Source organism: Vibrio sp. Evd11 (assembly GCF_900382755.1).
In the GTDB taxonomy this organism is placed as follows: domain Bacteria; phylum Pseudomonadota; class Gammaproteobacteria; order Enterobacterales; family Vibrionaceae; genus Vibrio; species Vibrio lentus.
This window is the reverse complement of record NZ_OSDX01000035.1, coordinates 42,887-53,312: the sequence shown is the minus strand read 5'-3', so window position 1 is coordinate 53,312 and position 10,426 is coordinate 42,887. Positions and strand designations below refer to the sequence as shown.

General features: G+C 43.6%; 13 protein-coding genes and 1 pseudogene. 11 read left to right on the top strand and 3 right to left on the bottom strand.

The genetic code is table 11. The features are described 5' to 3' along the window. Window positions 1-57: 57 nt before the first annotated feature. The 5 genes and pseudogenes from ED652_RS15150 to ED652_RS15130 all read left to right on the top strand — a co-directional run. Window positions 58-258: pseudogene (locus ED652_RS15150) on the top strand (N-acetyltransferase family protein); the annotation flags it as partial. Window positions 259-343: 85 nt separating this feature from the next. Beyond that, window positions 344-793: an N-acetyltransferase gene (locus tag ED652_RS15145; RefSeq protein ID WP_122055352.1), complete on the top strand. Its 450-nt coding sequence runs from the start codon at window positions 344-346 to the stop codon at window positions 791-793. Beyond that, a complete protein-coding gene (locus tag ED652_RS15140) occupies window positions 786-1,178 on the top strand; it encodes a hypothetical protein (protein ID WP_122055351.1) in 393 nt (130 codons plus the stop codon). The genes ED652_RS15145 and ED652_RS15140 overlap by 8 nt, the downstream gene beginning before the upstream one ends. Before the next feature lie 89 nt (window positions 1,179-1,267). Beyond that, entirely contained in the window at window positions 1,268-1,831 is a 564-nt protein-coding gene (gene cyaB, locus ED652_RS15135) for a class IV adenylate cyclase (RefSeq protein WP_122055350.1), read from the top strand. 14 nt (window positions 1,832-1,845) lie between these two features. Further along, window positions 1,846-2,328 carry a tetratricopeptide repeat protein gene (locus ED652_RS15130; RefSeq protein ID WP_122055349.1) on the top strand — a complete coding sequence of 161 codons (483 nt, stop codon included), beginning with the start codon at window positions 1,846-1,848 and terminating at the stop codon, window positions 2,326-2,328. A 44-nt stretch (window positions 2,329-2,372) separates the two neighbouring features. On the opposite strand, the gene ED652_RS15125 is transcribed toward ED652_RS15130, so the two are convergent. Continuing rightward, window positions 2,373-2,819 carry a hypothetical protein gene (locus ED652_RS15125; protein ID WP_122055348.1) on the bottom strand — a complete coding sequence of 149 codons (447 nt, stop codon included), beginning with the start codon at window positions 2,817-2,819 and terminating at the stop codon, window positions 2,373-2,375. Window positions 2,820-2,941: 122 nt separating this feature from the next. Between ED652_RS15125 and ED652_RS15120 the strand changes: the two genes are divergently transcribed. Further along, window positions 2,942-3,379, top strand: a complete 438-nt coding sequence (locus ED652_RS15120; RefSeq protein ID WP_102464613.1) for a MarR family winged helix-turn-helix transcriptional regulator — start codon at window positions 2,942-2,944, stop codon at window positions 3,377-3,379. Window positions 3,380-3,479: 100 nt separating this feature from the next. On the opposite strand, the gene ED652_RS15115 is transcribed toward ED652_RS15120, so the two are convergent. Continuing rightward, window positions 3,480-4,508, bottom strand: a complete 1,029-nt coding sequence (locus ED652_RS15115) for a methionine synthase (RefSeq protein ID WP_122055347.1) — start codon at window positions 4,506-4,508, stop codon at window positions 3,480-3,482. Between the two features lie 45 nt (window positions 4,509-4,553). Beyond that, on the bottom strand, window positions 4,554-5,531 hold the full coding sequence (locus tag ED652_RS15110) for a DUF1852 domain-containing protein (protein ID WP_076679260.1): 978 nt from the start codon (window positions 5,529-5,531) through the stop codon (window positions 4,554-4,556). A gap of 343 nt (window positions 5,532-5,874) precedes the next feature. Here ED652_RS15110 and ED652_RS15105 point away from each other — a divergent pair, with 343 nt between their 5' ends. The 5 genes from ED652_RS15105 to ED652_RS15085 all read left to right on the top strand — a co-directional run bounded on the left by ED652_RS15105 (window position 5,875) and on the right by ED652_RS15085 (window position 10,348). Then, window positions 5,875-6,684, top strand: a complete 810-nt coding sequence (locus ED652_RS15105) for a sulfite exporter TauE/SafE family protein (protein ID WP_122055353.1) — start codon at window positions 5,875-5,877, stop codon at window positions 6,682-6,684. 221 nt (window positions 6,685-6,905) lie between these two features. Then, a complete protein-coding gene (locus ED652_RS15100; RefSeq protein ID WP_122055346.1) occupies window positions 6,906-7,910 on the top strand; it encodes a metal-dependent hydrolase in 1,005 nt (334 codons plus the stop codon). Window positions 7,911-8,091: 181 nt separating this feature from the next. Then, the gene (locus tag ED652_RS15095) at window positions 8,092-8,409 is read left to right on the top strand and encodes a hypothetical protein (RefSeq protein WP_122055345.1); all 318 of its coding nucleotides are present in this window, start codon (window positions 8,092-8,094) and stop codon (window positions 8,407-8,409) included. Next, window positions 8,406-8,759 (top strand): IS66 family insertion sequence element accessory protein TnpB, encoded by a 354-nt coding sequence (tnpB, locus tag ED652_RS15090; protein ID WP_122055344.1) that lies wholly within the window; start codon window positions 8,406-8,408, stop codon window positions 8,757-8,759. Before ED652_RS15095 ends, tnpB begins: the two co-directional genes overlap by 4 nt. A 59-nt stretch (window positions 8,760-8,818) precedes the next feature. Next, entirely contained in the window at window positions 8,819-10,348 is a 1,530-nt protein-coding gene (locus tag ED652_RS15085; protein WP_122055343.1) for an IS66 family transposase, read from the top strand. Window positions 10,349-10,426 lie beyond the last annotated feature (78 nt).

Here is a 10,426-nt window from a genome sequence, read left to right as displayed (position 1 = left end):
TATCCGGACTTTCAGTCCGTAATACTAACCCACCTACTTTAGTAGGTGGTTGTTAAGTCTCAGCTATTTGCATCGATTAGTGATTATGGTGTTCACCGCGTACTCTCAGGTGTTGCTTTACCTAATGAGGCTTCAATAGCACTTCATAAACGTTTTGGATTTCGAGAAGTCGGAGTGTTCAATGAATATGCGAAGAAAAACGGTCAATACATCAGTTCAATGTGGTTAGAGAAGGCGTTAAACAAGGAATCAGATTGATTAGGATGGTTCAAACACTATGCAATACTCTTGGTACTTTAATTACGTATTGCTCAATGTTTGATTTAGAAACAAAGGACACAATATGGAAGTAAGGTTAGTCAAAGGTTCCGATCCTAAGTTCGCTGAATCGATCACCAAAACGAATATGGCGAGTTATTACGATGCGCGTGGAATCGCTTGGGGTCATAGTCAGTTTTTACGCAGTTGGGATGAACTGGATAACTATGAAATTTATGTGGGGGATCGCCGTATTGGTGTTATTCGCTTCAGTTACACCAGTGATACAACGTTTCTTAGGGACTTGCAGATATTAGCTGAATATCAAGGTAGAGGCTTTGGTTCTAAGTGTCTCGATTTAGCTATTGAACATGCGAATAATCAAGCATCGGCTCAGTTAGTGTTGCGCGTGTTCAGTGAGAACCCCGCTATTAAGCTTTATCAATCAAAAGGTTTTACTAAGTTGTCTGAAGTGAAAGGGCTCGTTGAAATGGAGCTGCCTTTGGGAACATTATTGAGAGGGTGTCATGGATAACCGTATCCAATTAAATTTTGTTAAATATACACTGCTTGAGTTCGCACTCGCTGCATTCTTATTGTTGTCTGTTTATTGGCTATTTGATGGTAACCCTCAATCACTGCCTACTATTGGGTTGATGCTCAGTTCTGTTGCGGTATTAAAAGTCGTGACGCTATGGTGGAAGTTTCGCAATAGCTCTTTTGAAATATCGAACAATCATGTCTGTTTCGATGGTTACGCTTGCGATATCAAGTTACAGGGAAATATTCTTCCTTTTGACATCGGGTCAGTTATCAAGCTTTCATACACGAAAGGTACGATGCAAAAACGCAACATTTACCTTCCGAAAGGCGCTATGAACCAAGAAGAATGGAAGCGTGTTTTAGCGTGTCGGACATAGTTTTACGGCTTTAGTTTGTGTTGTGCGTCAGTTTGTATTTCGGATGTGGTTCGTGTGCTAGTATCGCCTTTTTTACATCGAGCTAATCTATGACTAACGATCATTTCAAAGGTAAATATGAAGTAGAGCTGAAGTATCGACTTAGCTCTAAATCTGAGTTCTCGAAAACTTTGAACCTAATTCCTCATGAAGTCATGCTGCAAGACAACCTAGAATGCGATTGGTATTTCGATAGCCCTGATAGAAGCTTGCAGGCTCACAACAAAAGCTTGTGTATTCGTACTATGGAGCCGTCGGGTATCAAGTTATGGATTGTAAAAGGCCCTGAGCCTGATCGATGTGAAGCGACAAATATCACCGATGCGACGAATGCCAAGAGCATGCTAGAGAACTTGGGATACGAAGTGATTCTTAAAGCGCAGAAAACTCGCAGTATTTACTTTGTTGGAGAGTTCCATATCACGGTCGATTCTCTTGCGGGTATCGGTGATTTTGCTGAGTTTGCTCTCATGACGGACGATGAATCTAAGTTGTCTGTGTATAAAAGTGAGCTTGAGTTGTTAGCCAGTAAGTTCGGGTTGACTCAATCGGCACTGCAAACTCAGTCTTATAAACAGATGTTCGAGGAAATGAACCCAAAGCACAGCGCTTAGCGTCAGGGAGAATTATGGACACCGTTATCAAACAAGCAATCGAATTGCGAAAAGAAGAAAAGTATCAAGAGTCTCGTGACTTATTGGCGACGCTGCTAAGCGATAAAAGTTATGCAGCGAAAGCACATTTACAGATTGCGTGGTCTTACGACAACCAAGGCAAAGAGCAACAGGCGATTGAGCACTATGTATTGTCTCTGTCTGGTGTGCTTTCTTCAGTAGAACGTTTTGATGCGCTGTTCGGCTTGGCGAGTACTTATCGAAGCCTTGGCCTTTATACAGAAGCTTTAGGCTATTTCGAGCAGACGATGGTTGAATATCCTGACTCGATAGAAGTGAAGCCTTTTTACGCAATGTGCTTGTACAATTTAGGCCGCCATAAAGAGGCGACGTCGCTGTTACTTGAGCTTCTAGTTTCCACGACAAATAGCGAGGCGATCAAAGAGTACCATCGAGCGATCTCTTTATATACCCAAGACCTAGATAAAACCTGGTAAACAGCCGCGTATAAAGCTCATCGGTTTGCTTATACACGACGGGCTTAGACTTGTTTTGCTTTCTTAGGGCGAAACTTTCTGCCGTCCATGATATTCAAAGACATCAGTGTTAGGTTGGTCGCGCCTGCGATCAGTTCCAAAACCTGAACGCCATAAAACACTGAGTCGAACTCTCCTAGACTTGCCCATTGATTCAAAAAGTACGCGGCCGGAATCAAAATAACGATCCCGTTGAACGCGATAATTGGCATGCGTTTACTTTTACGTTCAACAATTTTCCCTTTGCGTTGTTTTGCCATGGCTGCTCCGGTCGCACCTGTGATAGCAATGGCTGGGACAAGAATAAACAAGCCTGGAAAAACGATCATCGACTTGACTAGCTTCACTGATTCCAAAGTGCCAAACAGTTCTACAAGCAATGTGCTGGTAAAGAATATAGCGACACACAGTGTTGCTGTTAATGCCGCTGTTCTGTGGATTATTGGTTTCATATCATTCGCGCCTTTAATTTGGTAACATGTTGTCAATTTAGTTTAAGTCTAATTTAATGACAGCATGTTGTCAATTTAGTTTAAGTCTAATTTAATGACAGCATGTTGTCAAAGTGAGTGTTATGGATACGAATGGAGAAGTTTTCACAAAGATCGCACTAGAGATCTTTAAGGTCAGTGGTCTATTGAATGCAGAGGGTGACAAATTAACCGAAGAGTTAGGGTTAAGCAGTGCCAGATGGAAGGTGATGGGTGCGATCGAAAAGTCCGATGATCTGGTCACGGTTTCTCAAATTGCCCGTATTATGGGGCAAAGCAGACAAGCGACTCAGCGTGTTACCGACATCATGGTGAAAGATGGTTTACTAACTTGGCTTGATAACCCAAATCACAAAAAAGCAAAATTGGTTAACATGACTGAAAAGGGTAGGGATGCATATAACCGATTAGATCAAAAACAGGAAGTATGGGCAGAAAGTGGCGCTGAAGGCATTGAAAGAGACGAGCTTGATAAGGCGCTAAGCACTCTGAGGAAGATGGCTGTCTTCTTAGATAAATAGATAAATAGAGAGTGGAAGTTGAGAAGAGTACAGAAGCCTAAGCATCAATGTGACACTTAGGCTTTAAGATCTTAACTTTGTAGATCCTTTTGAGAAAACGTTACGCTGAAATCTCTTTACGAACGATCTCTGCGCCAGCACTTAGCGCATTAAGCTTAGCTGAGGCAATTTCGCGAGGTAGGGGGGCCATGCCACAATTGGTGCAAGGGTAGAGCTTATCTGCATCAACATACTTAAGTGTTTCTCTCAGAGTGTTAGCTACCTCTTCTGGTGTTTCAATGGAATCGGTTGCAACATCGATCGCGCCGACCATCACTTTCTTGCCTCGAACCAGCTCAAGTAACTCAAGTGGTACATGAGAGTTGTGGCACTCTAAAGAGATAATATCGATATTCGATTGCTGCAGCTTAGGAAATACCTCTTCGTATTGGCGCCACTCTGTGCCTAACGTCTTTTTCCAATCCGTATTCGCTTTGATACCGTAGCCATAGCAAATATGCACAGCTGTTTCGCACTTAAGCCCTTCAATGGCTCTTTCCAAGCAAGCGATGCCCCAATCATTCACTTCATCAAAAAACACGTTAAACGCAGGTTCATCGAACTGAATAATATCAACGCCTGCTGCTTCTAACTCTTTTGCTTCTTCGTTGAGGATCTTCGCAAACTCCCACGCCAACTTTTCACGACTTTGGTAATGCGCATCGTAAAGTGTATCAATCATGGTCATAGGCCCCGGCAGAGCCCATTTGATCGGTTGGTCGGTTTGCTGACGTAAGAATTTCGCATCTTCAACAAACACGGATTTCTGACGAGAAACAGGGCCAACGACTGTAGGTACACTTGCATCGTAACGGTCGCGGATTTTAACGGTTTCACGCTTTTCAAAATCAACGCCATTCAAGTGTTCAATGAAGGTCGTTACAAAGTGCTGACGTGTTTGCTCACCATCACTCACAATATCAATGCCTGCTTGCTGCTGTTCGTGCAGGGAGACACGCAGCGCATCTTGTTTGCCGTCTGTGAGTTCGTCGCCTTGCAGTTTCCATGGTGACCAAAGTGTCTCTGGTTGTGCAAGCCAAGACGGTTTCGGCAAACTGCCCGCTGTTGAAGTCGGTAATAGTGTTTTCATAATAATACTGCCTATCCTTGGGTGGTTTGAGAGCGCAATAGACGATTAAAGTGCGTAATTTGCCGACCAGTTTTCTAGAACTGATTGGTATGGCTTAATGAACTTCTCTTCTGCGAATTTACCTTGTTCAACCGCTAGCTGGCCTCGCTCCTCACGGTCGTACACGATTTGAGTCAGCGAGTGATCCAAGTTTTTCAAGTTTGGTTGGTAACAGTTGCCCGCAACCGCGTTCGCGTTGTAAATCTCAGGTCGGTAGATTTTCTGGAACGTACCCATGGTGCTGATGGTGCTGATAAGCTCTAGGTTAGAGTAATCGTTCAGCAGATCACCAAAGAAATAGAAAGCCAAAGGTGCAACACTGTTTGGCGGCATGAAATAACGAACCTGTAAGCCCATCTTCTTAAAATATTGCTCAGTTAAAGAAGACTCATTCGGCTGGTATTCAAAACCTAATACTGGGTGTTGGTTTTCAGTGCGGTAATAGGTTTTATTATCTGAGACACTTAAGCAAATAACAGGTGGCTTATTAAAGTTCTTTTTGTAAGCGTCAGAATTAACGAAATATTTAAATAGCTTGCCGTGTAAATCACCAAAATCTTCTGGAATGCTGAATTTATCTTGGCCTTTATTATGATCCAACAGAAGTACGCTAAAGTCATAATCTCGAACATAAGAAGAGAAGTTATTTCCGATAATGCCTTCAATACGCTCGTTGGTTTTACGGTCTAGAATATTGGTTTTCAGCACTTCAATTGAAGGGAATGCTTCGCCGTTGCTTTCAATGTCCATATCAACAGAAATGATTTCAAGCTCAACAGAGTAACGGTCGCCCTTAGGGTTGTCCCAGTGTGCTAACGCGTTGAAACTGTTATCGATCATTTGCAGTGCATTACGTAAGTTCGCTTGACGGCTGTCACCGCGAGCCAGGTTAGCAAAGTTGGTTGTGATACGCGTGCTGTCTGCAGGCTGGTAGTTTTCGTCGAGGCTAATGCTTTTAATCGTAAAATTAAATTCTTTATTCATGCTGATTTGGTATCCCAATTTGTTTTCTGATTCTCTCGGTCTTTAGTATTAAAACGGCTTTTATTTTTTGCTTGTGATCAGATTAAGAATCGAAGGCTATGCTGTCTGAAATTAATGCTTAGTAGCATTACTGTCGTATAAAGTTAATTGCTTAAGGTTTTTATACGTGGATAGGTTCACCTTTAACAATGGTATTACTTCACATTGAACATGAGGAATATTCATGATCTATTCTGTTTGAATGTTTAAGTCGGTGTCAGTTATATTAATTAGCTTGATGGAAATATAACCACATTAATAGTGCGTTATTTAAGACAATTAATTTAATTAAGAGATGGATGAAATGAGTGAATTGCTGTTGTTGATTTTATACTGTGCATTATTAGGCAGTGGTGTTGGTTTTCTTGCCGGGCTTTTGGGGATTGGCGGAGGGCTGATCATTGTTCCGGTGCTAAGCAGCATTTTACTTCACTTAGAGATTTTACCTGCGGATCAAGTGGTTGTTGCGGCCATCGCTACCTCGTTGGCATCGATACTGTTCACCTCAACTTCTTCTGCACTTGCTCACCACAAGAATGGCAACGTCCCTTGGGATCTGGCGCCTTGGATCATGCTCGGTGTTGCTCTTGGCGCATTAGTTAGTGGCTTTATGGCGGCTTTATTGCCAGAAAAAGTTGTTCGTATTGTGTTTGCAGTGAGTGTGGTTCTTATCGCAATAAAGATGTTCTTAAGCAGTAAAAACGACGTGCCTAAAGAAAGAAAATTGCCAAATAAGGGCATCTTAACCGTCTTGACAACGATCACGGGCGGATTGTCTGCGATGATTGGCATCGGTGGTGGTGCATTACTGGTTCCGCTATTAACGTTTTTCTCTGTCGATATGAAAAAGGCTATTGGCTGCGCGTCGGCTTGTGGCATTGTCATCGCGCTATTTGGCTCGATAGGTTACATCAGCTCAGGCAGCAGCCATTTTGCACTAACCGACGGTTTTGCTGGCTTTGTTTATCTACCTGCGTTGCTTGGTATTGTGTGCACTTCTTGGTTTACGGCTCCGTTAGGCGCAAAAGCAACCAACCATTTACCCGTTCCAACAATCAAGAAGATTTTCTCAGTACTGTTGGTGGTTATCGCGGCAAGCATGGTTGCTCGTTAATTTTTTGTTGTTCGATACTATGTGTTGGGTATGAACAGATCGATTTAGTACTAACGAATAAAAAAGAGCAGTCATTTGGCTGCTCTTTTTATATCTGTCAGCCGACTTTTATACGTTTATGTGCATGAGTATCTTGGCAAAATATTGTTATTTAACCCAATTCACTGCTATAGCTAAATGTATCTTGTTTGATTCAACGGAATGCTATCAATGAGTGGTTTATGGATCCTTTAACGCAGGGCGTGTTAGGCGCTTCTTTGTCACAGTCGGCAAGCAAAAAACAGAACTTGGTTGTCGCTGGGGTATTAGGTCTACTCTCTGGATTGGCTCCAGATTTAGATGCATTGATTAGGTCACAGACTGATCCATTGTTGGCTTTGGAGTTTCATCGACAATTTACCCATTCACTCTTCTTTATCCCCATTGGCAGTTTGATCTGTGCCTTGGTTTTGCATCACCTCATTGCAAAAAGGCGCGGGCTCTCTTTCAAACAAAGCTGGTTTTTTTGTGCTCTGGGTTATGGCACTCATGAATTGTTAGACGCTTGTACCACTTATGGCACGCAGTTACTTTGGCCTTTCACCAATGCGCGTTTTGCTTGGAATACCATATCAATCATCGACCCTGTCTATACGCTTCCCATCTTAATATTGCTGGTGGTTGCAACATTGAAGCGAGCACCTTGGTTAGCGCGTGTTGCGTTTGCTTGGGCTCTAATTTATCCAACATTAGGAATGATACAAAGAGACAGGGCAGAGGCGATAGGGTGGCAATTAGCGGAACAAAGACAACATACGCCGATTCGATTAGAGGCAAAACCGAGCTTTGCTAATATCTTGGTTTGGAAAGTGGTGTACGAAACAGAGGCTCATTACCATGTAGACGCAGTGCGGGTTGGTACATCGGTAAACGTATATCCAGGAGAATCGATCGCTAAGCTGAACGTTAGCAGTGATTTACCTTGGCTTGACCCTGATTCTCAACAAGCCAAAGACATTGAGCGCTTCCGCTGGTTTTCAAATGGTTATATTGCACAGGACCCATCAGATGATCTGCGTATTATCGATGTCCGATATTCAATTGTACCGAATCAAATGAAAGCACTTTGGAGCATCAAGCTATCAAAAGCAGTTGATGCAAACACGCATGTAAAATACGAAACTCATAGAGACAACACACCTGAGTCGAGACAGACCTTCTTCAGCATGCTCACGGGAGATAAATGATCTAAGTCTGAAGAGTAAAAAGGCTGAGCCAGATAATCTGCTCAGCCTTTTTTTATTTCACTGTTACTTAGCTTTCTTTGTTCGAAAACTCTTTAATAAAAGTAAGCGCACCATGAAGCACGCATTCTAATCTTTCAGCACGAAGAATAAGATCAACTCTCCAACCTAAAGGAGAGTTGAAATGGCAAAACGACGCACTAATCTAGAATGGCAAACACTGTTTGAACAATATGAAAGCAGCAATATTACACAGCGTGCTTTTTGCGAAGAACATGGACTGAGTTTATCCACGTTCTTCGCCAAGCGGCGTCAACTCCAAACAGCAAACCAATCGGAATCTGTCGGATTTGTTAGAGCCGAAATCGTCGAAAAGACAACGAAGTATCAGGCGCAGATAGCTACCGCTAACATGACACTTCTCATCAATGATGTGGAGTTGAGCATTCCTCAAGGCACGCCCGCTGCCTACCTGGCAGAACTCATTGGAGCGTTGTCATGAAAGGGATGCTTAGCGCTCCAGACATTTATCTTTATCGTGAAAGTGTCGATTTTAGAAAATCCATCAACGGCCTGGCGGCGATTATCGAAAATGATACAGACTTGCCTCTTGGTAGCGGTGCGCTGTTCCTGTTTACCAACAAACAGCGCGATAAGATTAAGGTGCTGTACTGGGATAAAACAGGCTTCGCCCTCTGGTATAAACGCCTCGAAAAAGCCAAGTATAAGTGGCCTTCAAATGAGAAAAATCAGGTATTTACGCTGACTCAATTTGAGCTAGATAGACTGCTTTCAGGCTTCACAATTATCGGCCACGAAGCCATCAAAATAAACGATTTTACAATGAGTTAATCGATAATAAAGCCTTATTCACCAAGCGTTAACGGCACGATTTTAGTATAATAAATGCCATGGAAAAGACGCCAAATATCAACCCAGAAAGTCAAGATATTGCCGAGCTACAAGCGATGGTAGCCGCTCTGATATCGGAGAAAAATGAGTGGAAACAAGAGCGCCAATCGCTGCTTGAACAACTCAAACTCGCCTTCGACCGCCAGTTCGCTAAACGCTCGGAGGCGTTAAAGCCTTACGATGAATCACAAGGTGACCTCTTCAACGAAGCGGAATGTGAAGCCGTTAAAGAAGACGAGGTTGAGGTGACAACGACGACCACAACGAAAAAGCGTGGTAAACGTAAACCTCTACCTAAGACTTTGCCTCGTGAGGTTATCGAACTCGATGTAGACGACCATGAAAAGCAGTGCGCTTGCTGCAATCATAACCTGCATAGAATCGGTGAAGACCGCAGCGAGAAGCTAGAGTTCACGCCTGCTGTACTCAAGGTGCTGGAATATGTTCGCCCTAAGTACGCTTGCCGCCAGTGCGAAAAAGCAGGCGACAGTAGCCGTATCGTTCAGAAGCCATCCCCTCAGAGCCTCATACCTAAAAGCTTCGCCACAGAAAGCTTGCTGGCCAATATCATTCTTGGCAAATACCAATACGCAATGCCACTTTACCGCCAAGAATCGCTGTTTACCCAGTCGGGTATCGAGCTATCACGCACTCCCATGGCTAGGTGGGTTATCCAAGTCAGTGAGAAGTTCGCCCCGCTGTATATGGCCTTGAAAGAGCACCTACTTCAACAAGTGGTGGTGCAGGCGGATGAAACGCCACTCAATGTGCTCAAGGAAGAGAAGAAGTGTTACATGTGGCTCTACTGCTCAGGCGCTGACTCGCCCGAAGCGGCATTACCGAATGTGAAAAATATCGTCTTGTACGACTATCAAAACAGTCGCGCGAGGTCGTGCCCTATTGCCTTTTTAGGCGACTACAACGGTTATCTACAAAGCGATGGCTACGCGGCTTATGATGGTCTACATCAAGTCACTAATGTGGGGTGCTTAGCGCATGCTCGTCGTAAGTTCATGGATGCTAAGAAGCTTCAAGGGAAAGGTAAGTCGGGGAAGGCTGATAAGGCGCTGGCTAAAATCCAAAAACTCTACGGAATAGAATCACGCTTAAAAGGTGCGCCTGTCGAAAAACGGAAAGCAGAGCGTCAAGCGTATTCCAAGCCGATACTGGATGAGCTTTACGAATGGATGACAATCCAGAAGGTGATAGGCTCTAGCCCATTAGGTAAAGCGATAAAATACACGCTCGGCCAATGGCCGAAGCTCATCCGCTATGTCGATGGCGGTCACTTATCGATAGACAATAACCGCGCTGAACGTGCAATTAAACCGCTGGTCATTGGCAGGAAGAACTGGTTGTTCTCGAACACAGCAAATGGTGCTGACGCGAGTGCGATGCTTTACAGTATCGTCGAAACTGCAAAAGCCAACGGCCTTATCCTTTACGACTACATGGTCAAGTGCATGAAAGAGCTGGCAAAAGCAGAGCCAGATATCGATGCACTCCTACCTTGGAACTTCAAACATTAACAATATCGCCCCGTGGGTTCATGGGGCGTTTACAGTTCATCGTTGGTTTCACTTTACTCTAAACCTTTCCCTTACGGT

Bases quoted from the DNA above. Each gene is read 5' to 3' on its own strand.
- ED652_RS15130 (WP_122055349.1), top strand. From the start codon at position 1,846: ATGGACACCGTTATCAAACAAGCAATCGAATTGCGAAAAGAAGAAAAG.
- ED652_RS15115 (WP_122055347.1), bottom strand. From the start codon at position 4,508: ATGAAAACACTATTACCGACTTCAACAGCGGGCAGTTTGCCGAAACCG.
- ED652_RS15085 (WP_122055343.1), top strand. From the start codon at position 8,819: ATGGAAAAGACGCCAAATATCAACCCAGAAAGTCAAGATATTGCCGAG.
- ED652_RS15120 (WP_102464613.1), top strand. From the start codon at position 2,942: ATGGATACGAATGGAGAAGTTTTCACAAAGATCGCACTAGAGATCTTT.
- ED652_RS15105 (WP_122055353.1), top strand. From the start codon at position 5,875: ATGAGTGAATTGCTGTTGTTGATTTTATACTGTGCATTATTAGGCAGT.
- ED652_RS15145 (WP_122055352.1), top strand. From the start codon at position 344: ATGGAAGTAAGGTTAGTCAAAGGTTCCGATCCTAAGTTCGCTGAATCG.
- ED652_RS15140 (WP_122055351.1), top strand. From the start codon at position 786: ATGGATAACCGTATCCAATTAAATTTTGTTAAATATACACTGCTTGAG.
- tnpB (WP_122055344.1), top strand. From the start codon at position 8,406: ATGAAAGGGATGCTTAGCGCTCCAGACATTTATCTTTATCGTGAAAGT.
- ED652_RS15110 (WP_076679260.1), bottom strand. From the start codon at position 5,531: ATGAATAAAGAATTTAATTTTACGATTAAAAGCATTAGCCTCGACGAA.
- ED652_RS15125 (WP_122055348.1), bottom strand. From the start codon at position 2,819: ATGAAACCAATAATCCACAGAACAGCGGCATTAACAGCAACACTGTGT.
- cyaB (WP_122055350.1), top strand. From the start codon at position 1,268: ATGACTAACGATCATTTCAAAGGTAAATATGAAGTAGAGCTGAAGTAT.
- ED652_RS15100 (WP_122055346.1), top strand. From the start codon at position 6,906: ATGGATCCTTTAACGCAGGGCGTGTTAGGCGCTTCTTTGTCACAGTCG.
- ED652_RS15095 (WP_122055345.1), top strand. From the start codon at position 8,092: ATGGCAAAACGACGCACTAATCTAGAATGGCAAACACTGTTTGAACAA.